Origin of the sequence: Actinobacillus porcitonsillarum (assembly GCF_003101015.1) — a bacterium.
Lineage (GTDB): Bacteria > Pseudomonadota > Gammaproteobacteria > Enterobacterales > Pasteurellaceae > Haemophilus_A > Haemophilus_A porcitonsillarum.
The window spans coordinates 654,095-680,700 of the sequence record NZ_CP029206.1 but is presented as its reverse complement, the minus strand read 5'-3'; the positions used below and the strand labels follow the sequence as shown (position 1 = coordinate 680,700).

At 41.5% G+C, this 26,606-nt stretch carries 28 protein-coding genes and 1 tRNA gene; 15 read left to right on the top strand and 14 right to left on the bottom strand.

Annotated features, from left to right (window positions below):
• The first annotated feature begins 217 nt into the window (after positions 1–217).
• The 4 genes from DDU33_RS03490 (at position 218) to fucO (ending at position 5,251) form a co-directional block, all read left to right on the top strand.
• Positions 218–1,753 carry a sugar ABC transporter ATP-binding protein gene (locus tag DDU33_RS03490; protein ID WP_108923188.1) on the top strand — a complete coding sequence of 512 codons (1,536 nt, stop codon included), beginning with the start codon at positions 218–220 and terminating at the stop codon, positions 1,751–1,753.
• Between the two features lie 11 nt (positions 1,754–1,764).
• A complete protein-coding gene (locus DDU33_RS03485) occupies positions 1,765–2,763 on the top strand; it encodes an ABC transporter permease (protein ID WP_108923186.1) in 999 nt (332 codons plus the stop codon).
• A 31-nt stretch (positions 2,764–2,794) separates the two neighbouring features.
• On the top strand, positions 2,795–3,742 hold the full coding sequence (locus DDU33_RS03480; RefSeq protein WP_005818281.1) for an ABC transporter substrate-binding protein: 948 nt from the start codon (positions 2,795–2,797) through the stop codon (positions 3,740–3,742).
• A gap of 357 nt (positions 3,743–4,099) precedes the next feature.
• Positions 4,100–5,251: a lactaldehyde reductase gene (gene fucO, locus DDU33_RS03475; protein WP_108923184.1), complete on the top strand. Its 1,152-nt coding sequence runs from the start codon at positions 4,100–4,102 to the stop codon at positions 5,249–5,251.
• 103 nt (positions 5,252–5,354) lie between these two features.
• Here fucO and DDU33_RS03470 read toward each other — a convergent pair whose 3' ends face one another.
• Positions 5,355–5,600 (bottom strand): PTS sugar transporter subunit IIB, encoded by a 246-nt coding sequence (locus DDU33_RS03470; protein ID WP_108923182.1) that lies wholly within the window; start codon positions 5,598–5,600, stop codon positions 5,355–5,357.
• A 172-nt stretch (positions 5,601–5,772) separates the two neighbouring features.
• Here DDU33_RS03470 and DDU33_RS03465 point away from each other — a divergent pair, with 172 nt between their 5' ends.
• Positions 5,773–6,519 carry a DeoR/GlpR family DNA-binding transcription regulator gene (locus DDU33_RS03465; RefSeq protein WP_108923180.1) on the top strand — a complete coding sequence of 249 codons (747 nt, stop codon included), beginning with the start codon at positions 5,773–5,775 and terminating at the stop codon, positions 6,517–6,519.
• Between the two features lie 65 nt (positions 6,520–6,584).
• Here DDU33_RS03465 and DDU33_RS03460 read toward each other — a convergent pair whose 3' ends face one another.
• From DDU33_RS03460 to DDU33_RS03450, 3 genes are read right to left on the bottom strand one after another with little or no spacing between them, the layout of a single operon-like run.
• Positions 6,585–7,244, bottom strand: coding sequence for a DUF799 domain-containing protein (locus tag DDU33_RS03460; RefSeq protein WP_005818277.1), 660 nt, complete (start codon positions 7,242–7,244; stop codon positions 6,585–6,587).
• A gap of 9 nt (positions 7,245–7,253) precedes the next feature.
• A complete protein-coding gene (locus DDU33_RS03455) occupies positions 7,254–7,601 on the bottom strand; it encodes a DUF4810 domain-containing protein (RefSeq protein WP_108923178.1) in 348 nt (115 codons plus the stop codon).
• 9 nt (positions 7,602–7,610) lie between these two features.
• Positions 7,611–8,285 (bottom strand): CsgG/HfaB family protein, encoded by a 675-nt coding sequence (locus tag DDU33_RS03450; protein WP_005818273.1) that lies wholly within the window; start codon positions 8,283–8,285, stop codon positions 7,611–7,613.
• Between the two features lie 310 nt (positions 8,286–8,595).
• Here DDU33_RS03450 and fucI point away from each other — a divergent pair, with 310 nt between their 5' ends.
• The 4 genes from fucI (at position 8,596) to DDU33_RS03430 (ending at position 13,293) form a co-directional block, all read left to right on the top strand.
• Positions 8,596–10,362: an L-fucose isomerase gene (gene fucI, locus DDU33_RS03445; RefSeq protein WP_108923176.1), complete on the top strand. Its 1,767-nt coding sequence runs from the start codon at positions 8,596–8,598 to the stop codon at positions 10,360–10,362.
• A gap of 189 nt (positions 10,363–10,551) precedes the next feature.
• The gene (gene fucK / locus DDU33_RS03440) at positions 10,552–11,970 is read left to right on the top strand and encodes an L-fuculokinase (protein WP_108923174.1); all 1,419 of its coding nucleotides are present in this window, start codon (positions 10,552–10,554) and stop codon (positions 11,968–11,970) included.
• Between the two features lie 184 nt (positions 11,971–12,154).
• On the top strand, positions 12,155–12,586 hold the full coding sequence (fucU, locus tag DDU33_RS03435; protein ID WP_108923172.1) for an L-fucose mutarotase: 432 nt from the start codon (positions 12,155–12,157) through the stop codon (positions 12,584–12,586).
• A gap of 50 nt (positions 12,587–12,636) precedes the next feature.
• Complete coding sequence (locus tag DDU33_RS03430) at positions 12,637–13,293, top strand: L-fuculose-phosphate aldolase (protein WP_005826339.1); 657 nt, start codon at positions 12,637–12,639, stop codon at positions 13,291–13,293.
• A gap of 101 nt (positions 13,294–13,394) precedes the next feature.
• Here the strand turns inward: DDU33_RS03430 and rplL are convergent, their stop codons facing one another.
• The 7 genes from rplL to dprA all read right to left on the bottom strand — a co-directional run bounded on the left by rplL (position 13,395) and on the right by dprA (position 18,209).
• Positions 13,395–13,763 carry a 50S ribosomal protein L7/L12 gene (gene rplL, locus DDU33_RS03425; protein WP_005818237.1) on the bottom strand — a complete coding sequence of 123 codons (369 nt, stop codon included), beginning with the start codon at positions 13,761–13,763 and terminating at the stop codon, positions 13,395–13,397.
• A 60-nt stretch (positions 13,764–13,823) separates the two neighbouring features.
• The gene (gene rplJ, locus DDU33_RS03420; protein ID WP_108923170.1) at positions 13,824–14,315 is read right to left on the bottom strand and encodes a 50S ribosomal protein L10; all 492 of its coding nucleotides are present in this window, start codon (positions 14,313–14,315) and stop codon (positions 13,824–13,826) included.
• 292 nt (positions 14,316–14,607) lie between these two features.
• Entirely contained in the window at positions 14,608–15,297 is a 690-nt protein-coding gene (rplA, locus tag DDU33_RS03415) for a 50S ribosomal protein L1 (protein WP_005818235.1), read from the bottom strand.
• Between the two features lie 4 nt (positions 15,298–15,301).
• Positions 15,302–15,730, bottom strand: a complete 429-nt coding sequence (gene rplK, locus DDU33_RS03410; protein WP_005818234.1) for a 50S ribosomal protein L11 — start codon at positions 15,728–15,730, stop codon at positions 15,302–15,304.
• A gap of 238 nt (positions 15,731–15,968) precedes the next feature.
• Entirely contained in the window at positions 15,969–16,529 is a 561-nt protein-coding gene (gene nusG / locus DDU33_RS03405) for a transcription termination/antitermination protein NusG (RefSeq protein ID WP_005818233.1), read from the bottom strand.
• 13 nt (positions 16,530–16,542) lie between these two features.
• The gene (secE, locus tag DDU33_RS03400) at positions 16,543–16,950 is read right to left on the bottom strand and encodes a preprotein translocase subunit SecE (protein ID WP_005818231.1); all 408 of its coding nucleotides are present in this window, start codon (positions 16,948–16,950) and stop codon (positions 16,543–16,545) included.
• A gap of 110 nt (positions 16,951–17,060) precedes the next feature.
• The gene (gene dprA, locus DDU33_RS03395; protein WP_108923168.1) at positions 17,061–18,209 is read right to left on the bottom strand and encodes a DNA-processing protein DprA; all 1,149 of its coding nucleotides are present in this window, start codon (positions 18,207–18,209) and stop codon (positions 17,061–17,063) included.
• A 105-nt stretch (positions 18,210–18,314) separates the two neighbouring features.
• On the opposite strand from dprA, the gene def reads away from it, so the two are divergent.
• Complete coding sequence (gene def, locus DDU33_RS03390; protein ID WP_005818228.1) at positions 18,315–18,827, top strand: peptide deformylase; 513 nt, start codon at positions 18,315–18,317, stop codon at positions 18,825–18,827.
• Between the two features lie 56 nt (positions 18,828–18,883).
• On the opposite strand, the gene DDU33_RS03385 is transcribed toward def, so the two are convergent.
• Together DDU33_RS03385 and DDU33_RS03380 are read right to left on the bottom strand one after the other, a co-directional pair.
• Positions 18,884–19,666, bottom strand: a complete 783-nt coding sequence (locus tag DDU33_RS03385) for an alpha/beta hydrolase (RefSeq protein WP_244175335.1) — start codon at positions 19,664–19,666, stop codon at positions 18,884–18,886.
• A 108-nt stretch (positions 19,667–19,774) separates the two neighbouring features.
• Positions 19,775–21,853 carry a TonB-dependent receptor domain-containing protein gene (locus tag DDU33_RS03380; RefSeq protein ID WP_108923164.1) on the bottom strand — a complete coding sequence of 693 codons (2,079 nt, stop codon included), beginning with the start codon at positions 21,851–21,853 and terminating at the stop codon, positions 19,775–19,777.
• Positions 21,854–22,015: 162 nt separating this feature from the next.
• Here DDU33_RS03380 and rfaD point away from each other — a divergent pair, with 162 nt between their 5' ends.
• The 4 genes from rfaD to DDU33_RS03360 all read left to right on the top strand — a co-directional run bounded on the left by rfaD (position 22,016) and on the right by DDU33_RS03360 (position 24,642).
• Positions 22,016–22,942, top strand: a complete 927-nt coding sequence (rfaD, locus tag DDU33_RS03375) for an ADP-glyceromanno-heptose 6-epimerase (protein ID WP_108923162.1) — start codon at positions 22,016–22,018, stop codon at positions 22,940–22,942.
• Between the two features lie 164 nt (positions 22,943–23,106).
• The gene (locus DDU33_RS03370) at positions 23,107–23,598 is read left to right on the top strand and encodes a hemerythrin domain-containing protein (RefSeq protein WP_005818226.1); all 492 of its coding nucleotides are present in this window, start codon (positions 23,107–23,109) and stop codon (positions 23,596–23,598) included.
• A gap of 86 nt (positions 23,599–23,684) precedes the next feature.
• Complete coding sequence (locus tag DDU33_RS03365) at positions 23,685–24,014, top strand: DMT family transporter (RefSeq protein WP_005818225.1); 330 nt, start codon at positions 23,685–23,687, stop codon at positions 24,012–24,014.
• A 79-nt stretch (positions 24,015–24,093) separates the two neighbouring features.
• Positions 24,094–24,642 (top strand): RBBP9/YdeN family alpha/beta hydrolase, encoded by a 549-nt coding sequence (locus DDU33_RS03360; RefSeq protein WP_108923160.1) that lies wholly within the window; start codon positions 24,094–24,096, stop codon positions 24,640–24,642.
• Positions 24,643–24,689: 47 nt separating this feature from the next.
• On the opposite strand, the gene DDU33_RS03355 is transcribed toward DDU33_RS03360, so the two are convergent.
• Positions 24,690–24,779 (bottom strand) — tRNA-Ser (locus DDU33_RS03355).
• A gap of 335 nt (positions 24,780–25,114) precedes the next feature.
• Between DDU33_RS03355 and aldA the strand changes: the two genes are divergently transcribed.
• A complete protein-coding gene (gene aldA / locus DDU33_RS03350) occupies positions 25,115–26,557 on the top strand; it encodes an aldehyde dehydrogenase (protein ID WP_108923158.1) in 1,443 nt (480 codons plus the stop codon).
• Positions 26,558–26,606 lie beyond the last annotated feature (49 nt).

The following is a 26,606-nucleotide window of genomic DNA, read 5'->3' as shown; positions in this document are numbered from 1 at the left end:
TAGAAACCCCTTTTCATTTAAGGCTGCCCGATTTTCTTGAAAAGACTCCAAATCGGGCAGGTGCAAGCGGTCAAAAATCATACTTTTTTGCGTTTTTTGTGATGAGTTTCACAAAATCAGAAACTCATTGCAAAAGCTCTTTGTAAAAAAATATCGCTTATGGAACTATACTCACAGTTGCTTATTTAGCCAATTTCAGATTGTAATGGAGGCAGAAATGACGACATTAAAAACCGACACACCGTTACTCTCGATGAAAAATATCTGTAAATCTTTTGTGGGCGTTCAAGCCTTAAAGAATGTTCAGCTGGAGTTACATAAAGGAGAAGCCCACGCACTGATGGGTGAAAACGGTGCAGGAAAATCAACCTTGATGAAATGCTTGATTGGGGTTTATCACGCCGATGAAGGCGAGATTACCTACAAAGGCAGAACCGTCAATTACAACTCTGTGTTAGAAGCTCAGAAAGACGGTATCAGTATGATTTTCCAAGAACTCAATCTTATTCCACATTTAACGGTGGCAGAAAATATCTTTTTTGCTCGAGAGCCAAACCAATTCGGCATCGTAGATAAAGCTAAAATGAATAAAGATGCCGCTGACTTGCTCAATATGTTTGATATTGATGTGAAGCCGACCGATTTGGTCAAAGACCTTTCCGTTGCTCGTCAGCAAATGGTGGAAATCGCCAAAGCCCTTTCGTTTGATGTGGAAGTCTTGATTATGGACGAACCGACGTCCGCTCTGACGGAAAAAGAGATTGAGAAATTATTTGAGCTTGTCCGCCGTTTGAAAGAGAAAGGCGTGTGTATTGTCTATATTTCTCATCGTATGGACGAACTGAAACAGATCTGCGACCGCATTACCATTTTCCGTGATGGCACTTATGTGTCTAGCCACCGTTTCTCAGACATTACGATGGACGAAATCATTACCAAAATGGTTGGGCGTACACTCGATAACCACTTCCCACCAAAAACCGCCAAAATCAGTGATGAGTTGTTACTTTCTGTGATGAATGCAGAGCGTAAAGGCGTGTTTGAACCGTTAAACTTTGACTTGTTAAAAGGCGAAGTGTTGGGGATTACAGGCTTGGTTGGAGCGAAACGAACAGAGCTTGCCCGTGCCATTTTTGGGGCAGATCCCCTTGATGGTGGCGAAATTTATGTTCGGAATAAGAAAGTGGTTATTCGTGACCCAAGCGACTCGATTAAAGCCGGTATTGCTTATCTGTCCGAAGACCGCAAGCTAAATGGGGTGGCAGTACGAATGTCTATTCGTGAGAACATCACAATGGCTTCAATGGATAAAGTGTGCGATCAGTTAGGCATTATTTCACATAATGAGGAGCTGAAAGCGAGCGATACCTTTATTAAGAAAATGGAAATTAAAACGCCAACACCAGAGCAATTAGTGAACAACTTAAGTGGTGGTAACCAGCAAAAAGTAGTTATCGGCAAATGGTTGTTCCGTGATGCGAATGTGATGATTTTCGATGAGCCAACTCGAGGCATTGACGTTGGGGCGAAATATGCGATTTATCAGTTAATTGATGAACTTGCCGCCAATGGTGTCGGTGTGATTGTGATTTCTTCTGAATTACCTGAAATTTTAGGGATTACCGACCGTGTTATCGTGATGCGTGAGGGCAGAATGACAGGTATGTTGGAAACCAAGAAAACCAACCAAGAAGAGATTATGCAATATGCCACTGGCGTGAGAAATATGTTCAAAAACGAATATAAAAACTAAGGAGCTTTAAAATGAGTGATAAATATAAAGATCTGCTTCGCAAAATGGCGGCATTGGCAGGGTTAATCCTCTTAGTCATTTTCTTTAGTGTAACCAACGACTATTTCTTTACCTCTAATAACATTATGACCGTTGGCTTACAAACTTCCACCATTGCGTTAATCGGTATTGGCGCAACTTGCGTTATCTTAACGGGCGGTATTGATTTAAGTACCGGTTCTGTAGTTGCTCTTTCAGGGGTTGCCGCAGCAATGATTGTAAACGCCGGCGTGCCTGTGCCGATTGGTATGGTGCTCGGTATTTTAGTCGGCGGCGCTTGTGGTTTAACCAACGGTATTCTCGTAACTCAAATGAAGTTACCACCATTTATCGCCACCCTCGGTATGATGATGGTGGCCCGTGGTTTAGCACTTTATGTAACGAACGCTGCACCGGTTTCAGGTATGCCGGAAAGTTTCGCTGTCTTAGGTAACGGTGCGTTATTCAAAATTGTGGAAGAAGGTCCGAATGGTTTACCGAAAGTGGTGTTTGCCGGTATTCCATACCCTGTGATTATTATGCTCTTCATTACTGTCCTCTTTACGTTCGCTTTAACGAAATTAAAAGTCGGTCGCTACATCTATGCTATCGGTTCAAATGAAGAAGCGGCACGATTATCAGGGATCAAAACTAACGTGATTAAAATTTATGCCTATGTAGCCAGTGGTTTACTCTCTGGCTTAACCGGCGTAATCCTTGCCTCTCGCTTAGTAACCGCACAACCAAACGGTGGCGTGGCTTACGAGTTAGATGCAATCGCAAGTGCCGTTGTTGGGGGAACATCGTTGATGGGCGGTGTAGGTACTATCCCTGGCACACTCATCGGGTCATTCATTATCGGTGTACTCCGTAATGGTTTGAATATGAATGGCGTCTCATCGTTTGTGCAAATGATTGTTATCGGTTTAGTGATTATCGTAGCCGTGTCTTTAGACCAGCTCCGCCAATCGAAAAAACTCGGTAAAAAATAATTATCCTCTTAATCCTATAGGAGATTTATCTATGAAAAAATTAGCAATCGTAACCGCAACTGTATTAGGTTTATCAACCCTCTTTGCAGGCTCTGCGTGGGCAAAATCAGACGAAATCGCAGTCATCGTAAAATCGGCTAACTCAACTTTCTGGCAAAATGTGCGTAAAGGTGCAGAAACTGCAGGCGCAGATTTAGGCGGAAAATATAAAGTTACTTTCCAAGGCCCTGAAGCTGAAACCTCTATTGACGCTCAAGTTAATATGGTGGACAACGCCGTAAACCGTGGTGTTGCAGGTATCGTCCTTGCAGCTTCTGACCCTGTGGCACTCGTACCGGCAGTGAAAAAAGCCTATGAAAGCGGTATTCCGGTGGTATTAATCGACTCAGGCTTAAACAGCGATGGTAAATACTATCAATCATTCCTTGCAACCGATAACCGTGCAGCAGGTAAATTAGCCGCTGAAAAATTATTAGCCAAAGTGAAAGGCGGTAAAGTGGCTGTGATGTCATTCACGCAAGGGGCAGCTTCTGCGATTGAACGTACAGGCGGCTTCATTGATGAAGTGAAATCTAAAGCAGATTACAAAATTGTCGGTCCATACTACTCAAATTCAGAAATGGTTACCGCATTGAACCAAACTGAAGACGTTTTAGGTTCTAACCCTGATATCGCAGCGATCTTCGGTGCAAACGAACCAACCGCAGTGGGTATGGCTCGTGCAGTGAAACAAAAAGGCTTCGCAGGTAAAATCGTTGCCGTTGGTTTTGATGGTAACTCAGACCTCCAAAACTTCGTCCGTGATGGAACCTTAGACGGTATCGTGGTGCAATCTTCATACCAAATGGGTTACAAAGGCGTTGATACTATCGGCAAAATCATCAAAGGCGAAAAAGTCGAAAAAGTTATCGACACCGGTGTAGTTTATGTCACGAAAGAAAACATCGACTCGCCAGAAGCGAAAGCGGTGCTTTACTAATCCATATCTGTGGACGAAAGATCTTTCGCCCCATATCAACCATACACAACCCTCGCCCCTTGAGGGAGAGGGATAATTTCAATTCGTTCAGAATTGAAATTTGGGAGAGGGGTAAAATTTACTCTCTCTGAAAATAATACCGAGAGGGATCAAGCGGTCTATTTTCTTCTAAATTTTACGACATTATGTAATAAAATGCGTAGGGGTGGGGTTTATCCCCACCCGTTGGAATACCATATTTTAGGGCAGGGATAAACCCTGCCCCTACGATAAATACACGATAACATAATATCCAAAGTTTACGCTTTTCCCCTCTCTTATGCATATTGATCTTATAAATTTTAAGAGGAAAATATTATGGCAAATCGTCTTATCCTTAACGAAACCAGCTATCACGGCAAAGGGGCGATTCAACATATCGTCCACGAAGTAAAAAGCCGTAGTTTTACCAAAGCCCTCATTGTTACCGACAAAGATCTCGTGCGTTATCAAGTTGTGGCAAAAGTGACTAACTTACTTGACGAAGCAGGCTTACCTTATGAAATTTTTGATGAAGTGAAAGCAAACCCAGCTGTTGATGTGATCAAAAAAGGTGTAGAACGCTTTAAAGCTTCAGGGGCAGATTATATGATTGCTATCGGTGGTGGTTCGCCGATTGATAGTGCAAAAGGTATCGGTATTATCATCAATAACCCTGAATTTGGCGATGTCCTTTCCCTTGAAGGCGTTGCACCAACCCACCAAAAATGCGTGCCAATCATTGCCGTGCCAACTACCGCAGGTACTGCCGCCGAAGTAACGATCAACTATGTGATCACTGACGAAGAGAAAAAACGTAAATTCGTCTGCGTGGACGTTCACGATGTGCCAACCGTTGCCGTTGTCGATCCGGATATGATGTCATCAATGCCGAAAGGCTTAACCGCTGCAACCGGTATGGATGCCTTAACCCACGCTATTGAAGGCTACATTACCAAAGCAGCTTGGGAATTAACCGATGCACTTCACCTAAAAGCGATTGAGATTATCGCTCGCTCACTGCGTGGTGCAGTAGAAAATGACCCAGCCGGACGTGAAGGTATGGCGTTAGGTCAATACGTGGCAGGCATGGGCTTCTCCAATGTCGGCTTAGGTGTGGTTCACAGTATGGCTCACCCACTTTCTGCCTACTACGACACCCCACACGGTATCGCTAACGCTGTATTACTGCCTTATGTGATGGAATTTAACAAAGAATACACCGGCGAAAAATACCGTGAAATCGCTCGAGCAATGGGCGTGAAAGGCGTTGATGACATGAGCCAAGAAGAGTATCGCAACGCTGCAATTCAAGCCGTTCGACAACTTTCTACCGATGTTGGTATTCCACCAAAACTCTCCCAAATCGGCGTAAAAGAAGAAGATTTACCGGCTCTCTCTATTGACGCTCTCAATGATGTTTGCACCGGCGGCAACCCACGTGATTGCACTGCAGAAGAAATTTTAGAAGTGTATAAAATTGCGTTTTAGTATTGTTTGATATTCGATAAAAGTTAAACTCCTAAATTAAGCGGTTCGTTTTCACAAGAAATTTGCAAATTTCTTTGGAAAACAAACCGCTTATCTTTATTTATCAAACCGCTAAGACTTGCTGGATTTCATCACGATATTGTTGGGCTTTTGTCCCCAAAATTACGTGAACCACTTGATTAACCTCTAACACGTCTAACGCGCCCGCTGCCAGTAATTTTTCTTTACTGATTGCAGCATTATTTTTTAAAGAAACACGTAAACGCGTCATACAGGCTTCAACTTCTTCTATATTTTGAGCACCGCCTAACGCTTCAATCATTGCTTGAACGGGTGTTGTTTCTGCCATTTTCTTCCTCCTTTTATGATGAATAGATACACAAACAGTCTAAAACTTCTACTTAAAATTGCTACTTTCTTATCACTAAATTGTGATGTAGTTCACAAATAAAAACATTGTGCCTGTTATTTTTTGCCAAATTCCCTACAATCAAAATCTCTATTGTTTAAGGATAAACACTATGCAACATCGCCAACAATGTATTCTGAAATATGTCGAAACTTACGAAGAAGCCAGTGTTCAAGAGCTTGCCGAACAACTGGATGTTTCACTTGAAACCATTAGACGTGATTTAAATAAAATGGCAAATGCCCATTTGCTTCATCGTACCCATGGTGGTGCCGTCAGCCTGAAAAATCGGGATATCGGGCGTTCTTTTGATGCACGCCGCCGTATGAATAGCGAGGAGAAAAAATCCATCGCCGAAAATGCATTGGCCCATTTTTTTGAAGGCGCGGTCATTGGCTTAGATGCCAGCTCGAGCAGTTGGAATTTTGCCCAACTTTTACCGGACACGCCTTGCACCGTGGTAACCAGTTCAATGCATAACATTCGCGCATTGGCAAATAAAACCAGTATCGAAGTTATTGCGACCGGCGGTGTGTATTCCGCGAAATATGATGCCTTTTACGGTTCACTTTCTGGGCATTTGCTCTCTCGTTTAAACATTGATATCGCCATTTTTTCCTGCACAGGCATCGCCGAAGGGACTATTTGGGAATCGAATGAGATGAATGCGATTGCTAAACGGAAAATGCTTGCTTCCAGTAAACAGGTTTTTCTGTTAGCCGATCATACAAAGTTTGAACGGAAGGACCTCATTCAGCTTGCGCCTCTCTCTTCCGTTCATCATATTTTTACCGATAAAATGCCGCCCCCCAACATTCAGGCATATTGTCAGCAACATCAAATTAATATAACTATTTAAAAAATGTTGCTCTGCTCCTTACTTCGGTCTAGGTTCAGGAACAGAGCAATTTTGTTTTAAGTATTCTATTTACTTACTTGAGTTTTATTATAATCAGGATGTTTTGGCCCAACAAGCAAACCTCCATTTCTCCCTAAGTAAATAAGATTTGATGTTGCAGGAGCGGCGACTTGATATCCTTTATCTTTACTCGTATCCATAATTTGACTTACAGCAGCTTTGACTAGCATAACTAATAGCCCATCATTGCTACTTGATGACCCTTCTGCGAAAGAACCTGTTCCTTCCCATAAGGTTTTTCCTGTTTTGAGATCAACTAGTTTTCCTTCTAAGGATACTTTAGTTACGCTATCAATTAATTTATAGCTCGTACCATATTCCTCAATATTCACATAGAAGATCGCATCGGCACCAAAAATTTCACGGATTTTGTTTGTTTTTGCTGAGCGGATTGCATTTCCATCAGTTAAACCATTCTGTTTGAATATTTCATCAACTAATGCAACAGGAAAAACATAGTAACCTAGTTCACCTAAAGGGTAACTTGCTCTAGCCAAAACACTCGTATCTGCTTTTACATCCACAGAACTATTTGTAGGCATCACCATTAAGATTGATTTTGGTTTACTATTTTTTAACTCCGTATAATCATAAGGATTTTCTTTTTGTCCTGCACAACCAGACAATAATATTAAGCTTGTTAATAAAAAAAATAACTTTTTCATAAATTATCCTTATTTATTACGTTGTAGATATTGTATAAATGTTGCACTTTCAGGGTGTAATTCCTGCTCTTTTTTTAAGGCTATTTGAGCTTCGGATTGTTTTCCCTGTTTTTGTAATACAAGCGCTAAGTGCCCATATACACCGGGAGCAACAGTTTTTTTATGTGTCGCTGCTTCTGCAATAATTTGGTTTAAACTCTCTTCTTGTTTACCAAAATCACCAGGTTCATTGTAATAATGATATACAACATCAGAATAATTTCCCCAATAATAAAGGTTTTTATTTGTATTATTAGAAGAGCAAGCCGATAAAATTGCTGTGCTAACAAGGAAAATAATATATTTTATTCTTTTCATATTTATTCCTTATCGAGATGGTTGCCAATGACCTGATTCAATGCCATTTACAAGGTTATTTACAGCTTCACGAATTGCAAGATCAAGAACTTTTCCATTTAGTGTTGCATCATAGCTTGCCGTACCACCAAAACCGAGTACTTCACGATTTGATAAATTATATTCTCCAGCTCCTTGTGATGAATAAACTACTTCCGATGTTTCTACATTAACGACATTTAAAGTTACTTTTGCATAAGCAACTTGTTCTTTGCCTCTGCCCAAAATACCAAATAATTGGTGATCGCCTACTGTTTTACGCCCAAATTCTGTAACATCGCCAGTAATCACATAGGTTGCACCTTTTAGATTTTGTTTTTTTCCTTTGATTTTTGCTTCAGAAGCAATTTCACTCATATTTGTACGATCAACAACAGAAAAACGACCAGTTTGTTGCAAATGAGAGATTAAAATTGTTTTTGATTGGTTACCTAATTGATCTGGACCATCAGAGAAAACTCCGTTTTGGAAACTTGATTTGTTATCAAATTTTCCTACTGAAATAACTGATTTTACGCCTTTATATTGATGTGCTGTTGTTGCTGCTTGAGTTGATGTTGGTGCAATAACTCTAGAACCTTCAGTAGCACAAGCAGATAAAATTAATGTTGCAAGACATAAAGAACCTATTTTCATTTTTTTCATGAGAATTTCCTTGTGTAAAAATTGAAATTTGTTAAAAAATATATTCCTAAATTTAGCTCATCATGTTAGATGAACAATCATCATATTATTACACTTACGTTTTCTTGACAATATGCCCGATTTTCCTGTTCCTTTGGTAAATCGGGCATCTCTTTTGCAAAAAATTCTCCCAATTTAACCGCTTTCTCCGCCCTTTTTGTGAACCAACTCACAAAAACCATACAAATTACTTCTCTCCCCACAAAGAAGGGGCAAAATACTTTCAACAATCCATTATTCAGGAAGCCGAATTACGGTTAAGGGGACTCATATGACTCAACTCAAATCAACTCCAGTAAAAATTGGTATCCGCCCAACCATTGATGGTCGCCGTCTTGGGGTGCGTGAATCATTGGAAGATCAAACAATGAATATGGCGAAAGCGGTGGCGAAGCTCATTAGCCAAGAAGTTCGCCATACAAACGGAGATTTCGTCGAATGTGTGATTGCCGATACCTGTATCGGTGGTGTATTTGAAGCAGCAGCTTGTGCTGAAAAATTTAAACGTGAAAATGTGGGTGCAGTGATTACTGTAACACCTTGCTGGTGCTATGGTTCAGAAACCATTGATATGGATCCGCATATGCCAAAAGCGATTTGGGGCTTTAACGGTACGGAACGCCCGGGCGCAGTTTATTTAGCCGCTTCTCTTGCTGGGCATAACCAAATGGGCTTACCAGCATTCTCTATCTACGGCACAGAAGTGCAAGAAGCAAGCGATCAATCTATCCCTGATGATGTGCGTGAAAAATTACTTCGTTTTGCCCGTGCAGGTTTAGCGGTAGCGACCTTACGCGGTAAATCTTATCTCTCTATCGGTTCTGTCTCGATGGGTATCGCAGGCTCTATCGTTAATCAAGAGTTCTTCCAAGATTACCTTGGTATGCGTAACGAATATGTCGATATGTCTGAACTCACTCGCCGTATGGAACGTGGCATTTATGACAAAGAAGAGTATGAGTTGGCGTTGAAATGGGCAAATGAATTCTGCATTGAAGGGGTGGATGTCAATGTACCTGAAAGCCAAATGAATGCAGAAGAAAAAGCAAAATTGCGTGAAACCTTGGTGAAAATGACCATTATTACCCGTGATTTAATGGTGGGTAATCCAAAACTTGCTGAACTCAATTTTGGTGAAGAAGCCTTAGGCCACAATGCGATCGCAGCCGGTTTCCAAGGACAACGCCATTGGACAGACCACAGCCCGAACGGCGACTTTATGGAAGCCTTACTCAACTCAACTTATGACTGGAACGGTGTTCGTCCGCCATATATTCTTGCGACCGAAAACGACTCGCTCAATGCAGTCAATATGTTGTTCGGTAATCTCTTAACCGGTCAAGCACAAATCTTTGCCGATGTGCGTACTTACTGGAGCCAAGACTCCGTAGAACGTGTCACTGGCTGGCGACCGGAAAGTGGCTTTATCCACTTAATCAACTCAGGTTCAGCTGCATTAGACGGTACAGGACAACATACCGATAAAGACGGCAAACCGGTTGTAAAACCTTGCTGGGAAGTGACAGAAGAAGACGGTAAACGTTGCTTAGAAAATACCCGTTGGTGTCCGGCGGTTTACGAATATTTCCGTGGCGGTGGTTTATCTTCACAATATCTCACCAAAGGCGGAATGCCGTTTACGATGCACCGCATCAATCTCGTGAAAGGTGTCGGCCCGGTATTACAAATTGCGGAAGGCTGGTCTATCGACTTACCTGAACACGTCCACGACATTCTCAACAAACGTACCAACGAAACTTGGCCAACCACTTGGTTTGTACCACGTTTAACAGGACAAGGTGCGTTCACCGATGTTTACTCTGTGATGGCAAACTGGGGAGCTAACCATTGCGTTGCTACTTACGGACACGTTGGTGCGGACTTAATTACCCTTGCTTCAATGTTGCGTATTCCGGTCAATATGCACAACGTGGCAGATAAAGATGTGTTCCGCCCAAGTGCGTGGAGTATGTTCGGACAAGATAAAGAAGGCCAAGATTACCGTGCTTGTGCGAACTTCGGGCCGCTTTATCGTTAGCTTTTCCATACCGTCCTCCCCTTTCCTCCCTCCATTTACGGAGGGAGGTGCCGAAGGCGGAGGGAGGCGGTATACAAGCGGTAAAAATTAACTTATTTCTTGCAACTCCGTTGCAATCCCTCCCTCAGGGCTTCGCCCAGCTCCCTCCGCAAGCGTAGGGAGCGAGGTAACCAACGATACGGAGGCTCTATGCCAATCGCATTTATCTTCGATTGTGGTGCAACCAATTTACGTACAGTGGCAATGGATCATCACGGCAAATTACTGGCGGTACATCACATTGCAAATAATACCCAACAAGGTGAAGAAGCAACCGACTATCACATTTGGGATATTGAAGAGATCTGGTCAAAACTAATGACCTGCGCCAAACAAACCCTAGCACAACTTACCCCTGAACAACGGCAAGATATTGTCGGGATTTCGGTCACGACCTTTGGGGTGGATGGGGCGATTTTTGATAAACAAGGCAAACAGCTCTACCCGATTATTTCGTGGAAATGCCCACGCACTCAGCCGATTATGCGAGCACTCGGCGATTATCTTGATGTGGAAAAACTCTACCAACGTAACGGCGTAGGGCATTACAGCTTTAACACCTTATTCAAACTGCTTTGGTTGAAACAACATAAACCCGAACTTTACGCACAAGCGGAAAGTTTCTTGTTTATTTCTTCCATTCTCACTTATCGTTTAACAGACGTACAAAGCACCGACAGAACAATGGCTGGCACATCAATGATGACCAACATTGCAAGCGACTCGTGGGATAGCGAAGTGTTAGATGTGTTGGGCTTAACAGAAAATCATTTCCCACCGATGAAAAGTGCTGGGGAAAAAATCGGCACATTACTGCCAACACTTGCTGAAGAGCTGGGGTTATCAGCGGATATTCCTGTTCTCTCTTGCGGACACGATACCCAATTTGCGATCTTCGGTTCAGGCGCAGGCTACAACCAACCTGTATTAAGCTCAGGCACTTGGGAAATTTTAATGGCTCGCACCCAACAAGCCAAACCTGAATGGCAATATGTCAAAGACGGTTTAACCATTGAATTTGACAGCCAAGCAGGTTATTTCAACCCCGGTGTGCAATGGGTTAGCTCAGGCATTATGGAGTGGCTCGGTAAACGCTTCTTTAGCGATGTCGCAGGCACATCGGATTATTATCCAACGATGATTAACGAAGGATCACAAGTTCCGGCAGGCTCAAACGGCGTAAAACTGGTCGGCAATTTTGACGGCACCAGCCAACAAACCGGCGCAATCGAAGGGCTTTCAATGCACACCCAACGGGGCGAAATTTATCGTGCCGGTTTGGAATATATGGCTCACCGCTTGAAAGCAGGACTTGACGTATTGCAACAAGTCGGACAGTTCAACGCAGAAAGTATTATCTGTGTCGGTGGCGGTTCAAAAAATGGCTTATGGAACCAAATCCGTGCAGATGTACTTAACCGCCCGATTGATGTGGTCGATATGTCCGAAACCACCGTGTTAGGTGCAGCAATGTTCACTCTCACAGGTGCAGGCGTATTCGAGAATATCGAACAAGCTCAACAGGCAATGAAACCTGCGTTTAAACGGGTGGAGCCGAGTGGTACTTAATTCCCCTCTCCCGTTTACGGGAGAGGGAGGAGAAAATCCGAAGGATTTTCGGAGGGAGAGGGGTTGTAAAAAATTAATGGAATCAAACCGCTTGTGCCCTCTCTCTGATTTTCGCAAAGACGTTGCTTTGCTCAATTCTGTCTCTCTCCCGCAAGCGGGCGAGAGGCATATACAAGGAGAATATATGTTAAAAGGCATTCACCCTGCACTTTCCCCTGAATTGCTGAAAGTGCTTGCAGAGATGGGACACGGCGACGAGATCGTATTGTCAGATGCCCATTTTCCTGCACATCAATTACATCATAAAGTGATCCGTGCAGATGGTATTCAAATTGCCACCTTACTTGAAGCGATCACCCCATTATTTGAATATGACCAATATGTCGAACGCCCACTGGCAATGATGCAAGCGGTTCCTGGCGACAGCCTTGATCCAGCGGTTGAAGAACGTTATCTCACTGCAATTGCAAAAATTAACAGAAAAGCACCGCTTGTTGAACGTGTCGAACGCTTTGCCTTTTACGACCGAGCAAAAACCGCTTATGCCGTAGTGATTACAGGCGAATTAGCCAAATACGGCAACATCATCTTGAAAAAAGGCGTTACCCCAGTGTAGGGCAAGCGGTTAAAAATCACGAAAAATTTACGAAAAGATGGAGTTTTATTATGAACAGAACAGCTCTTGCCAGACAGATTATTGATACCTGTCTTGAAATGACCCGTCTCGGGCTAAACCAAGGTACCGCAGGCAATGTTAGTGTACGTTATCAAAACGGTATGCTCATCACACCAACCGGCACACCTTACGAAAAAATGACGGAAGATGATATTGTTTATGTCGATAACAACGGGCAACACGAGGAAGGTAAGTTACCTTCCAGTGAATGGCAATTCCACTTAGCCGTTTATGAAGCTCGCCCGGAGCTTAATGCTGTGGTACACAATCACGCATTAAATTGCGCAGCCGTGTCGATTTTAGAACAAGATATTCCACCTATTCACTATATGATCGCTTGCACCGGAACAGATCATATTCCTTGCGTACCTTATGCCACATTCGGCACACATCAACTTGCCGATTATGTCCGTGAAGGCATTGCAAAAAGTAAAGCGATTTTATTGGCTCATCACGGCTTAATTACCGCGGATGTTTCTTTGGATAAAGCATTAAGCATTGCGCACGAAGTGGAAGTGATTTCGGATTGGTATTTAAAACTATTGGCAACCGGCAAAGAAATCCCTCTGCTTTCCAATGAACAAATGGCAGTTGTGCTAGAGAAATTTAAATCTTATGGTTCTTGGGTAGAGGAAAAGCAAGAGTAGCAGACAAGCAAGAATAGAAAGCAGGCTTATGAGACAACAAAAAACCCCGATGGAAACATCGGGGTCTTTTTGAACTTCGAAAAGTTGGCTAAAAATCAAAATTATTTGATTTCTACTTTCGCGCCAGCTTCTTCTAATTCTTTCTTAAGTGCTTCAGCTTCTGCTTTAGAGATGCCTTCTTTTAAGTTAGCTGGAGCAGATTCAACTAAGTCTTTAGCTTCTTTTAAGCCTAAACCTGTTGCACCACGTACTGCTTTGATTACAGCTACTTTGTTAGCACCAGCGTCTGCTAATACTACGTCAAATTCTGTTTTCTCTTCTGCTGCCGCTGCGCCTGCTGCTGGAGCTGCTGCTACTGCTGCCGCTGCTGAAACACCGAATTTTTCTTCCATCGCTGTGATTAATTCAACGATTTCTGATACTGATTTAGAAGCGATCGCTTCAATGATTTGTTCGTTAGTTAATGACATAACAATCAATTCCTAAAGTAAAAAATTTGTTAAACGAATAAAGAAGTTTTCTGCCTAAAATTATGCAGCTTCTTGTAATTTGTCGCGTAATGCCGCAAGAGTGCGAACAAGTTTGCCTGCCGCAGCTTCTTTCATTGTGCCCATTAAACGTGCAATTGCTTCTTCGTAAGTTGGTAATGTCGCTAAGAATGCAACATCTTGGATTTTACCTTCAAAGGCTGCACCTTTAAGTTCAAACTCTTTGTTTGCTTTTGCAAACTCACTGAACAAACGTGCTGCTGCACCTGGGTGTTCGTGAGAGAAAGCAATAAGAGTTGGACCAGTAAACGTATCTTTTAAGCACTCGAACTCTGTGCCTTCTACCGCACGACGTAATAAAGTATTACGTACAACACGCATAGTTACACCAGCTTCACGAGCAGATTTACGTAACTCAGTCATTTTCTCAACTGTTACACCACGAGAATCCGCAACAACAGCTGAAAGGGCACCTTTGGCAGCTTCGTTTACTTCAGCAACAATTGCTTGTTTGTCTTGAAGATTTAATGCCATTGGTTTTAGCTCCTGATACACTTCGCCAGAGGCGAAATTACAAAAAATCCCAAAAATTCAACCGCTTGCACGGCTATCTTCTTGAGGCTCAGGTGTCCAGAAGCAGAAAATTCTGTCTGTTCACCATCTACGTAGGTTGTTTTCATTAAGAAACTGTTCACACAGGTTCACCTACGGTCTTGGACGGGGCTGGAGATAAGGCTCAGCACCATCATCTTGCTTTCGCAAGGTAAGGTCGTAAATTATACAGATAATCTACGACCCTGTAAAGATTTAACTTCTGATTAAGAAATTATAATGTTGCTTGATCAACTGCAACACCAGCACCCATTGTTGTAGAGATGCTTACTTTCTTGATAAAGATACCTTTTGCTGTTGTCGGTTTCGCTTTCACTAATGCCGCTAATAACGCTTGAAGGTTCTCTTTTAATTGCTCTGGAGCGAAGTCTGCTTTACCGATTGTAGTATGGATAATACCATTTTTGTCGTTACGGTAACGGATCTGACCAGATTTAGCATTTTTAACTGCTTCAGCTACGTTTGGCGTTACTGTACCAACTTTCGGGTTTGGCATTAAGCCACGTGGACCTAATACTTGACCTAATTGACCTACAACACGCATTGCATCTGGAGAAGCGATAACAACGTCAAAATTCATTTCGCCTTTCTTGATTTGCTCTGCAAGATCTTCCATACCTACTAAGTCTGCACCCGCTGCTTTCGCTGCTTCTGCGTTTGCGCCTTGTGTAAATACTGCTACGCGAGCTGTACGACCTGTACCGTGTGGTAATACTGTTGCACCACGTACGTTTTGGTCTGATTTACGAGGGTCGATACCTAAGTTTACTGCAACATCCACGCTCTCAACGAATTTAGCTGTCGCGAATTGTTTTAATACTGCGATTGCTTCGTTGATGTCATAAGCTTTAGTAGAATCTACGCCAGCTTTAATTGCTTTCATTTTTTTAGTCAATTTAGCCATTGTATTATTCCTCTACGATTAAGCCCATTGAACGAGCTGTACCAGCGATTGATTTCATTTTGGTTTCGATAGTTGCACCAGTCATATCTGCTGCTTTAGTTTCAGCGATTTGACGTAATTGTGCTTGAGTTACTGTACCCACTTTATCTTTGTTCGGTTTACCTGAACCAGATTTGATACCCACAGCTTTTTTCAATAATACTGCTGCCGGTGGAGTTTTCGTTACGAAAGTGAATGATTTATCAGCATACACAGTGATTACAACTGGAATTGGTAAACCTTTTTCTAAGCTCTCAGTACGAGCGTTGAATGCTTTACAGAATTCCATGATGTTAACACCTTGTTGACCTAATGCTGGACCAACTGGTGGTGATGGGTTAGCCATACCCGCTGCAACTTGCAGTTTAACGTAGGCTTGGACTTTTTTTGCCATTTTTAAGTTTCCTCTAAGTGGGTAATAACGCCGATACCGGCTCCCCTGTTACACAAAAAATACGAGTTAGGCAAGCTAACTCGTAAATGATGGCGCATTATACTTGAAAGAGTGATCGAATTTCAAGCATTTTCTATGAGATAGTAAATTTATTCTGTGTTAATCTTTGGGTGTACTATAAAAAACCGCTTGCTACATCACTGTAACAAGCGGTCTCTTTTTATCATCAATTTGCAAATTAACCGTTTTGTTTTTCCACTTGGTTAAATTCAAGCTCAACCGGTGTAGCGCGACCAAAGATCGAAACAGACACTTTAACACGGCCTTTTTCGTAATCCACTTCTTCCACCGTGCCGGTAAAGTCTGCAAACGGACCTTCTGTAACACGCACGCTTTCGCCCGGGAAGTATTCATTACGATGGCGAGGTTTATCCGCTGTTTCTTGAACACGGTTTAGAATGCGATCAGCTTCTTTCTTAGAAATCGGTGCCGGTTTATCTGCCGTACCGCCAATAAAGCCCATTACACGAGGCACACTACGCACTAATTGCCACGTATAATCATTCATTTCCATTTCAACTAATACATAGCCTGGGAAGAATTTACGTTCTGTTTTACGGCGTTTGCCACCCACATTTTCAATAATCTCTTCGGTAGGCACTAATACTTCGCCGAATTGCTCTTCCATGTGGTGTAATTTAATATATTCACGTAATGTTACTGCAACACGGTTTTCAAAACCGGAAAACGCTTGTAATACATACCAACGTTTTTTACTTACTGTTTCTACTTCGCTCATCTTTTATGCCTTATTATAAATTAGTTAAGAAGGTAATTAATGCTACGATAAGAGAGTCAATTCCCCAAAGTACCAATGAAACTACCACACACATAGCCAATACGATTAAAGTGGTTTGTGTCGCTTCCGGACGTGTTGGCCAAATGATTTTACGTAATTCTGTGCGAGATTCTTTAGCAAACCCAATTGCTTTCTGACCTTGGTTTGTCAAAGCGGCGATACCTACTGCCCCTACAACTAACAACACCATCAGTACAACGCGGATTGCCGCTGAAAAATGAGATGCAAAATAAGCATTACCTACTGCTGCAACTGCTAAAAGAACAATTGCGACAATCCATAAAGCTGTATTTAAACCTTTGCTTTTTACTCCTTTATTTTCAAGCTGTTCAGGAGCTTTGTTTTTGTTCTCAGTAACCATATAAAACCTAAAATTTGTGTAGAAAATAGACGTCTAATTTTTTAAAGCGACAGATTGTAGCATTTTTATTGCCCATTTAACACGATATTTTACAAAAAAATGTAATTTCTTTAGGCTCGAACATAGCCGCCATTTACCGACTTGATGACCGACAAGAGCTCTAAATTCAATAACTCTACCAATAATTCCGCAACATCAAGCGTTAATGCTTTTGCCAAATCATCAATGGCTATTGGTTCAAGCCCTATTTGCGTAAAAATCCGTTGCTGACAAGCGGTCATTTCGGGTAACGCTTTTGCATTTTTAGGCGGTGGGGTAAAGGTTACAAAAGAAAAAGAATTTTCAACCGCTTGTTCATCATCGAATAATCCGACTTGTTCCGGTAGTCGTTGCTGTTGATATTGAATTGCCTGCAAAATATCTTCAATGTTTTCTGTAAGCAACGCCCCTTCTTTAATCAATTTATGACAACCTTGTGCGTAAGGATTTTGCACGGCATTCGGCAACGCAAACACCTCTCTCCCCTGCTCTAAGGCATAGCGAGCGGTAATTAATGAACCACTGTTGATGGTGGCTTCAATGACTAACGTCCCTAACGATAAACCACTGATAATTCGATTTCGGCGAGGGAAATTCTCCGCTAATGGGGGCTGATGGGGCAAAAATTCAGAAACCAATGCGCCCCCTTTTTCAATAATCTGCTCTGCCAATTTTTTATGGCGTGCGGGATAAATCTGGGCTAAACCACTTCCCAACACGGCAATTGTAATCCCATTCTCGGCAACCGCTCGCTGATGACAAAATCCATCAATGCCAATCGCCAATCCACTTGTTACGGCGATGCCGTTTTTTACTAATTCAGCGGCAAAATACCCCGCCCAATACTCGCCATAGTGAGAATAATCTCGGCTCCCCACAATCGCCACTTGAGGTAAGTGCAAACTCTCAACCGCTCCTTGGACAAATAAAATCGGTGGAGCGGTGCTGATTTGTTTTAACAAAAAAGGATAATGCGGATCTAAAAGCGTGAGGATATGCTGATTTTCTTGCTCTCCCCAAATCAGTGCCTCATCAATCCATTTTTGGTCTGGGTTAAACCAACGCTGTATCTGCTTTTCATTCCAACCTATTTGACGTAACTGGGTTTTATCAAACTGACAAAACGTTGAAAAATCCACTTCTGCTAATAAACGAGCAATTTTCTGTGCACCAATTTGCGGCACTTGCATCAATTTTAGCAGGGCTTCTAAATGCGACATCTTTCTTCCTTTGCGTAAATTTAGCACGAGTATTTCCCTAATCATAAGAAAACGGCTAAAATATCCAATTAAATCTTTTTAAATTTTCGAGAGAGATCGCAAAAAATGGCTGTATTAGAGGTTGTTCTTTACCCTGATGAGAATTTGGCAAAGGTGTGTGAACCGGTTGCCGTGGTTGATGATGAATTAAACCGCTTTATTGATGATATGTTTGATACGATGTATGAACACGAAGGTATCGGCTTAGCCGCACCGCAAGTGGATGTGCTAAAACGTGTAATTACCATTGATATTGAAGGGGATAAAACCAACCAAGTGGTACTGATTAACCCGGAAATTATTGAAAGCAGTGGCGAAACCGGCATTGAAGAGGGCTGTTTATCGATCCCGGGACATCGTGCACTTGTGCCACGCAAAGAAAAAGTGAAAGTGAAAGCACTCAACCGCCAAGGCGAAGAAGTGGTTTATGATGCAGACGGTTTATTTGCCATTTGTATTCAGCACGAAATCGACCACTTAAACGGGATTTTATTCGTTGATCATCTTTCCCCTTTAAAACGCCAACGTATTAAAGAGAAGATGGTTAAACTCAAAAAACAGATTGCACGAGCGAAGTAATCTATAAGCAAGCGGTTATATTTTGTAGGAATTTGCGAAATATGACCGCTTGTTTTTTATTGTTGGATATGCTCTATGGCGTTCTTAATCGCCTCTTCAATAACATTACCGTGATCTTTTTGTTTAATTATTTGGAAGTGAGGTTCTATGCCTTGTTTTTGTAATAATTCTGCAAATTGTCGGGTGGAAAAAACACCTTGCCTTTCTTTTATTCTCGTGAGTCGTTCTAGTGTTATATTTGGGTTACGTTCAGGGTTTTCCTCATATTCCCCTAAGATAATTTGCAAATAGCTTGGTTTTATTTTTAGTTTTATGGCTGTTTTAGGCACAATCACGCCATTTCCCCACCATAATGAGGGGCTGGCGATGGTATAGTGCTGAAAAATATCAGGCTGGTTAAACAATACATACAAGCCAAATAGACCGCCAAATGAATGCCCAAAGAAATGCTGTTCGTTTAAATCAATATCATAATGCTGGGCAATATAAGGCTTTATTTTTTGAGTGATAAAACGTAGAAAATTGGCAGCTCCACCACCTTGTTCAAAGGCTTTTCCGTCGGCAAAAGGTGTGTAATCCCGAGTGCGTTCGGCAATCGGATAGGCTTTGTCTGATGGATAACCGATACCAACTATAAGCGGTAGATTTTTATCTAAATTTTGCAAATTGACCGCTAAGGGAAATTGAGCATTGCCATCTAACAGATATAAAACTTTATATTTTGACGTTGTTTTTTGTCGTGGTGCTGCTACAAAAATACGATAATTTTTTCCCTCAAAATGAAAATCTTCGATCAAGATGTTAAATTGTTTATTCATTGTATTTGAAATTGTAGGCATACTTTGATTCGGTTGAGTTTTCCCAACCGAACCAGTAAAAAGTAATGAAAAGATAAGAATAAATTTCAGCATAAGTTATAGACTGTTAAAAATAGCCTTTTCTATTGATTAAAAGGAGATATTTATATTCGCCCAATAGCGGCGACCATCTTCAACCGCCCAGTTGCCGCCATTAGTATCAATTTTATCTGAACGTTCATTACCTACGTTCAGTATTGCAAGATTTAATAACACGTTTTTATTGAACTGGTAATTTCCACCAATATCAACCGTACTATATGCTGAACGGTAACGAGCGATATTTCTATTGTCGCCATTACGTTGATTTGCCCAAATTTGTTTACCTTGATAGTGGACTCGTGAGTATAAATTGAGTTTATCCGTTGCAGTCCAAGTTAATTTAACTGACGCTGAATGCTTTGGCGTATTATCTAGTGGATAGCCTTTTAAAGATAAGCCAGAGGCTGACCGATCTTCATCGGTTTTACGTTTTGAATGTTGGAAGGTGTAGGTTAGATCTAAATCCACTTTTTGGTGTAACGGAATTTTTGAGGTGATTTCTACCCCTTTTATATTCGCTTTACCCACATTGTCGTAAACATATAAATTTGCGCCTGTGATTGGATCTCTGCCACCTGTAGCGTAACTGGTTAATTTATTTTTAAAATCGGTATTAAATAACATTGTGCTGAAATTAAAACCTTGAGCATTTTCATACACAAAGCCCATTTCCTGATTCACACTGGTTTCAGGTTTGAGGTTTGCATTACCATAAATGACACCCACTCCAGCTTGCGTTGAAGTCACATAACCTTCACTGACTTCTCGAATGCTTGGAACTTTAAATGCTTTGGCAACACCGCCTTTTAAGCTCAAATTATCAGTTAAATGGTAGACCAAATAACCACGTGGATTCCAGTGCGAGCCATATTTTTCGTGATGATCCAAGCGTGCACCAAGGGTAAGCAGTAACTTATCTGTTAGTGTAATTTCATCTTCAAGGAAGAGCGATTTTTGAATGGCTTTGTTATTGGTTAAAGCAAAATTAGCTGTTGAACGGGTAGCCCCTGTTCTTGGATTTGTTACTTGATTTACGCTTTTTACCGAATCATCTGATAATTTTCCGTGTTGATATTGCCCACCAAATACTAAGAAATGTTTTTGGATAGGCAACATAAATTTAGCGTCTACTACGGTGTTAGTGATTTCAGGTTGTCGAGAGTTATAGCCTGTTACATATTCTAATTGGCGGCGTGCTTTTTCTTGATAAATACTTAATTCTGAACGCAAAATATCCCAATCGACTAAATAACTTAAGCTCCAATGATTACGGCTTGCCACTGTTGTTACATTGCTATTTTGTGTGCAACTACCTGCCCGACAGGTTTGTAATGCCAAAGATTTCCCTGCCGTCTCAGATTTTTTCTGCACATTTCTACCCATTTCAAATATAAGTGTTTGTTTTTCTGTTGGGGTGAATGTTAATTTCGTATTGATATTTTTATTATTGTTTTTATTAAATCCACCTACAAATTTATCTTCTTGGCGGAAATTACCCCCACCATAAACTTGAACACCTAATTTATTCGCAATGATAGGACCAGAGAGAAAAAAGCTACTATCATAGCCACTTCCAGCATTATCATTTTCTTGCAATGTTCCACCTAACGAGAATGCGCCAGTCCATTCTTTACTGGCTTCTTTAGTTATAATATTAACAACGCCACCCATCGCATCCGAACCATACAGTGATGACATTGGTCCTCTCACAACTTCAATGCGAGAAATAGCGCCTATTGGTGGAATAAATCCGCTCTCAAAACCACCATTTCCATTTGGGCGAGATTCACGGCTATTTTGGCGTTTACCATCTACCAAAATGAGCGTGTAATCTGCAGGCAAGCCACGAAGCGCAATGTCTTGTTTATTGACTCCACTGCCACTTATAGCAACACTTGGAACATCTTTTAACATGTCGATTAAATTAGTTGCTGGTTGGTTCTTTAATTGTTGCTGATTAATTACCGTAACACTTGCTGGCGCATTTTTAAGTTGCTGAGCTGAACCTGATGCGGTAACGATAACCCCTCCAATTTCTGATACATTCTCTGTAGCGAAGACAGAAGAGCTATACATAACCCAAAAGGCTAAACTCACTTTAGAAAATGGATAAGCGATAAATTTCATAATACCTCACATGATTAATGAAAAAACACAATACAACTATAATGATAATAATTTTTATTTCAATATGTAGATATAAAAAATATAATAAGAAGTTAAATTAGGCAAAATTTTGCAAAACGTGGCATAATATCCACAGTTGTAGTTTATATAAAGGAATACAATATGATTATCGTAACCGGTGGTTTTGGAATGATTGGGAGCAATATCGTTAAGGCTTTAAACGATATTGGTCGTAAAGATATTTTAGTGGTAGATAACCTAAAAAATGGCGAAAAATTTATCAATCTAGTGGATTTAGACATTGCTGATTATTGCGATAAAGAAGATTTTATTGCCTCAATTATTGCCGGTGATGACTTTGGCGACATTGATGCGGTTTTCCATGAAGGAGCTTGTTCTGCCACAACAGAATGGGACGGTAAATACTTAATGCACAACAATTATGAATACTCTAAAGAGTTATTACATTTTTGTTTAGATCGCCAAATCCCCTTCTTCTATGCTTCAAGTGCAGCAACTTACGGTGGTCGTTCAGACAATTTCATCGAAAAACGTGAATTTGAATCGCCATTAAATGCTTACGGCTATTCAAAATTCTTATTTGATGAATATGTCCGTAAAATTTTACCGGAAGCAGAATCACCGGTATGCGGCTTTAAATACTTCAATGTGTATGGCCCACGTGAGCAGCACAAAGGTTCGATGGCAAGTGTCGCTTTCCATTTGAATAACCAAATTTTAAAAGGCGAAAATCCAAAATTATTTGCCGGCTCAGAAAACTTCCTACGTGATTTCGTTTATGTTGGCGATGTCGCACAAGTAAACATTTGGGCGTGGCAAAACGGTATTTCGGGTATTTTCAATCTTGGCACTGGCAATGCAGAGTCATTCCGTGCAGTGGCTGAAGCGGTCATTAAATATCACGGCAAAGGCGAAATTGAAACGATCCCATTCCCGGATCACTTAAAATCTCGCTATCAAACCTTTACTCAAGCGGATCTTACCGCATTACGAGCTGCCGGTTATCAAGGTAAATTTAAAACCGTGGCAGAAGGTACGGCAGAATATATGGCGTGGTTAAATCACTAATCGCATTACAAGCGGTCGGAATTTTTCTTGCTTTGCAAAATAAGTGAAAATTTCGACCGCTTTTTGACCCAAATCATATCCTTACCCCTTTTTGATTATAGAAGAAAAAGATAAGCCCTTTAAAATCTGACTAAAATAGTTGGTTATTTTATAGGAGCAATATCATGTCAAACCCAACCCATCATTTTAACGATGCCCCTCTCGGACAAATCATCGATTTTATTTTGCCAAATTTTCACGATAAACATCGCACCCAGCTCCCTGAACTTATTGCAATGGCAGAAAAAGTTGAAAGCCGCCACGCAGATAGTCCTGCTTGTCCGAAAGGTTTAGCGACATTATTACGCAAAATTTATGATGATTTAGTGCATCACATGATGAAAGAAGAGCAAATTCTCTTCCCTTTAATTAAAAGCGGAAGAGGTCCTATGGCTGCCGCGCCAATTTCTGTCATGGAAGCAGAACACGATGAGGCGAATAACGATTTGGCTCAGATCCAACAATTAACAAATCACTTTACCGCACCGGAAGGTGCTTGTAACACTTGGCTAAATCTATATCAAGGTACAAAAGCCTTTGCAGAGGATTTAGTTGCACACGTGCATTTAGAGAATGAAATTCTCTTTCCTCGTGCCTTAAAAGGCGAGCAACCTTAATAACAACTTCCTCTACGGCTGGTGCTTCCAGCCGTTTTTTTATTTTAAACGAATGCGGTAAAATAAAATTTTACTCGGAGAAACATATGAACCCTTGGATTTTATTAGGCTTTGCGATTGTTATTGAAGTCATTGGCTCAAACTGCATTAAAGCTAGCGAAGGTTTTACCAAACCCCTTCCTACGATAGTCGCTATCGGCGCATTCGTGATTGCCCTTTACCTGCTTTCGATTATTACCAAAACCCTCCCGCTCGGAATTGTTTATGCGGTTTGGTCCGGCGTTGGGATCGTTCTTACCGCGCTCGTTGCCTTTTTCGCTTTTGGGCAAAAGCCCGATTTCGCCGGCGTAATTGGTATGGCGATGATTATCGGCGGCGTATTGGTCATCAATCTTTTTTCAGGGAATTCACACTAAACCCCATTCAAGCGGTTTGATTTCTGCCCTTTTTTGCAAAAATATGGCAAAATCAGACCGCTTACTTTTTGGAGGAAAAATGACACAAGTTTATATCACTCACGGCTATATGGCGAACGGCGACAAACATTGGTTCCCGTGGTTAGAAAATGAATTAACCAAGCTCGGGATTACTTGCCAACGCCTCTCTATGCCAAATCCTGAAAATCCCAGCCCTGAAGAGTGGCTCGCCTATCATCAAGCACAAATTACCTTAGACGAAGAGACGATTTTAGTCGGACACAGTTTAGGTTGTATCGCAACCCTGAATTTACTTGCCACAGAACAAAAAAAAGTGAAAGGCACAATTTTTGTTTCCGGCTTTTACCAACCATTACCCAACCTACCTGAACTTGACCCATTTGCAAATTGCTATGCCAATTTAACCGCTTACCGACCTGAAAAATCATTTGTCATCGCCTCGCTGAATGATGAAATCGTCAAACATTCTTTTAGCGATCAACTCGCCCAGCACTTGGGGGCGGATTACATTCGTTTTCCTACGGGGCAACATTTTTGTGATCGAGAAGGCGTAACCGAGCTACCGATTGTACTCACATTAATTAAAGACTTATTAGGAAAAAGCTAGAAAAGCAAAACCCCGTTACCTTTCGATAACGGGGTTTCTAAATTTAATGGCGGAGGAAGTGAGATTCGAACTCACGGAGGGCGTAAACCCTCGCCGGTTTTCAAGACCGGTGCCTTCAACCACTCGACCATTCCTCCGTGATTGATAGACCACATAATAATATAGATTTTCCTTCTCGTAAATAAAAATCCGAGCAACTTCATTCGATCGAGCTTTTTTTATTCATCTAGGAAATTTTTTAACCAAAGCTTAACGACTTAAATTCATATTTTCTCATTTTACTCACCGCCCGAATTTTACTTATTTTGTCAAAATCGGGCATGTCTTTTTCTTTATTTCTCTCTATAAGCGGTCTATTTTGTGATTTATTTCACAAATTTTTAACAATTATCCAAAAAGCATTGCATTTGTCTGTTTCTTGCGGATAAATAGAACAACCCAATTGATAAACCAAAACCATAAGGGGAATTCTATGAAAACATTGCCAATGTACATTAACGGTGAATTTGTGATTTCAAATAGCGGCAAAACCTTTGAGGTGTTAAATCCGGCGACAGAAGAAGTCATCGGTGTGATTACCAAAGGTACGGTTGCCGATGCACAGGCTGCGATTGATGCTGCAGAAGCAGCACAAGATGCGTGGGCAGCATTACCAGCCATTCAACGTGCCGGCTATTTGCGTAAAATTGCCGGGGGTATCCGAGGAAGAGCCGAAGAAATTGCCAAAGTCATTTCGTCAGAAATGGGAAAAATCTTACCGCTTGCACGTGTTGAAGTGAATTTCACTGCCGATTATATTGACTATATGGCGGAATGGGCTCGCCGTTATGAGGGAGAAATTATCCAAAGCGACCGCCCAAATGAACATATTTTCTTATACAAAAAACCGATTGGCGTAACCACCGGTATTCTTCCTTGGAACTTCCCATTCTTCCTTATCGCTCGCAAAATGGCACCGGCGTTAGTAACAGGTAATACAATTGTCTTAAAACCAAGTGTGGATTCGCCAATCAATGCCGTGTTGTTCTCCGAAGTGGTAGATAGTGTCGGGTTGCCGAAAGGGGTCTTTAACGTCGTTCACGGTTCAGGTGCTGATGTGGGTAACGAACTTGCCGCTAACCCTAAAGTGGGCTTAATTTCTCTCACAGGAAGTGAACCGGCAGGGCGTAAAGTAATGGAAGCAGCAAGCCAAAACATCACGAAGGTTAATCTTGAGCTAGGCGGTAAAGCGCCTGCCATTGTCTTTGCCGATGCTGATTTAGACTTAGCCGCCAACGCGATTGTTGCTTCTCGAGTTATCAACTCCGGGCAAGTGTGTAACTGTGCAGAGCGAGTTTATGTTCAACGTGAAGTAAAAGATCAGTTTGTGGCAAAATTGGTAGAACGTATGCAAAAAGTCCGTTCCGGTAACCCATTAGAAGATGAAACGCTTGATATGGGACCAATGGTAAACAAACAGGGTTTAGATCATGCACAAGCGATGGTGCAAGCAGCGGTTCAAGCCGGTGGACGAGTGCTAACAGGTGGTAAAGCGGTGGAAGGCAAAGGCTACTATTTTGAACCAACCGTCATTGATAATGTGGATAACAGTATGGATATTCTCCGTTCTGAAATTTTTGCTCCGGTTATCCCTGTTGCAACCTTTGATACCGTTGATGAAGTGATTGCATTAGCAAATGACTGTGAATATGGCTTAACCTCTTCCGTTTACACACAAAATATCAATAAAGCGATGAAAGTTGTTTCACGTTTAAAATTTGGTGAAACCTATGTAAATCGTGAGAACTTTGAAGCAATGCAAGGCTTCCACGCCGGTTGGCGTAAATCCGGTATTGGGGGTGCCGATGGTAAACATGGTTTAGAAGAATATCTGCAAACGCATGTGGTTTATTTGCAATATGATGAAAAGGTGTAATTGATCTTTTCCCTCCCTCAAGGCTTCGCCTAGCTCCCTCCGTAAACGG

Bases quoted from the DNA above. Each gene is read 5' to 3' on its own strand.
- DDU33_RS03490 (WP_108923188.1), top strand. From the start codon at position 218: ATGACGACATTAAAAACCGACACACCGTTACTCTCGATGAAAAATATC.
- DDU33_RS03380 (WP_108923164.1), bottom strand. From the start codon at position 21,853: ATGAAATTTATCGCTTATCCATTTTCTAAAGTGAGTTTAGCCTTTTGG.
- DDU33_RS03430 (WP_005826339.1), top strand. From the start codon at position 12,637: ATGAACAGAACAGCTCTTGCCAGACAGATTATTGATACCTGTCTTGAA.
- nusG (WP_005818233.1), bottom strand. From the start codon at position 16,529: ATGAGCGAAGTAGAAACAGTAAGTAAAAAACGTTGGTATGTATTACAA.
- DDU33_RS03460 (WP_005818277.1), bottom strand. From the start codon at position 7,244: ATGAAAAAGTTATTTTTTTTATTAACAAGCTTAATATTATTGTCTGGT.
- DDU33_RS03465 (WP_108923180.1), top strand. From the start codon at position 5,773: ATGCAACATCGCCAACAATGTATTCTGAAATATGTCGAAACTTACGAA.
- fucU (WP_108923172.1), top strand. From the start codon at position 12,155: ATGTTAAAAGGCATTCACCCTGCACTTTCCCCTGAATTGCTGAAAGTG.
- DDU33_RS03360 (WP_108923160.1), top strand. From the start codon at position 24,094: ATGACACAAGTTTATATCACTCACGGCTATATGGCGAACGGCGACAAA.
- rplL (WP_005818237.1), bottom strand. From the start codon at position 13,763: ATGTCATTAACTAACGAACAAATCATTGAAGCGATCGCTTCTAAATCA.
- DDU33_RS03455 (WP_108923178.1), bottom strand. From the start codon at position 7,601: ATGAAAAGAATAAAATATATTATTTTCCTTGTTAGCACAGCAATTTTA.
- DDU33_RS03450 (WP_005818273.1), bottom strand. From the start codon at position 8,285: ATGAAAAAAATGAAAATAGGTTCTTTATGTCTTGCAACATTAATTTTA.
- DDU33_RS03365 (WP_005818225.1), top strand. From the start codon at position 23,685: ATGAACCCTTGGATTTTATTAGGCTTTGCGATTGTTATTGAAGTCATT.
- def (WP_005818228.1), top strand. From the start codon at position 18,315: ATGGCTGTATTAGAGGTTGTTCTTTACCCTGATGAGAATTTGGCAAAG.
- aldA (WP_108923158.1), top strand. From the start codon at position 25,115: ATGAAAACATTGCCAATGTACATTAACGGTGAATTTGTGATTTCAAAT.
- rfaD (WP_108923162.1), top strand. From the start codon at position 22,016: ATGATTATCGTAACCGGTGGTTTTGGAATGATTGGGAGCAATATCGTT.
- rplJ (WP_108923170.1), bottom strand. From the start codon at position 14,315: ATGGCATTAAATCTTCAAGACAAACAAGCAATTGTTGCTGAAGTAAAC.
- DDU33_RS03385 (WP_244175335.1), bottom strand. From the start codon at position 19,666: ATGCCTACAATTTCAAATACAATGAATAAACAATTTAACATCTTGATC.
- fucI (WP_108923176.1), top strand. From the start codon at position 8,596: ATGACTCAACTCAAATCAACTCCAGTAAAAATTGGTATCCGCCCAACC.
- DDU33_RS03470 (WP_108923182.1), bottom strand. From the start codon at position 5,600: ATGGCAGAAACAACACCCGTTCAAGCAATGATTGAAGCGTTAGGCGGT.
- dprA (WP_108923168.1), bottom strand. From the start codon at position 18,209: ATGTCGCATTTAGAAGCCCTGCTAAAATTGATGCAAGTGCCGCAAATT.
- secE (WP_005818231.1), bottom strand. From the start codon at position 16,950: ATGGTTACTGAGAACAAAAACAAAGCTCCTGAACAGCTTGAAAATAAA.
- fucK (WP_108923174.1), top strand. From the start codon at position 10,552: ATGCCAATCGCATTTATCTTCGATTGTGGTGCAACCAATTTACGTACA.
- rplK (WP_005818234.1), bottom strand. From the start codon at position 15,730: ATGGCAAAAAAAGTCCAAGCCTACGTTAAACTGCAAGTTGCAGCGGGT.
- DDU33_RS03485 (WP_108923186.1), top strand. From the start codon at position 1,765: ATGAGTGATAAATATAAAGATCTGCTTCGCAAAATGGCGGCATTGGCA.
- rplA (WP_005818235.1), bottom strand. From the start codon at position 15,297: ATGGCTAAATTGACTAAAAAAATGAAAGCAATTAAAGCTGGCGTAGAT.
- DDU33_RS03370 (WP_005818226.1), top strand. From the start codon at position 23,107: ATGTCAAACCCAACCCATCATTTTAACGATGCCCCTCTCGGACAAATC.
- fucO (WP_108923184.1), top strand. From the start codon at position 4,100: ATGGCAAATCGTCTTATCCTTAACGAAACCAGCTATCACGGCAAAGGG.
- DDU33_RS03480 (WP_005818281.1), top strand. From the start codon at position 2,795: ATGAAAAAATTAGCAATCGTAACCGCAACTGTATTAGGTTTATCAACC.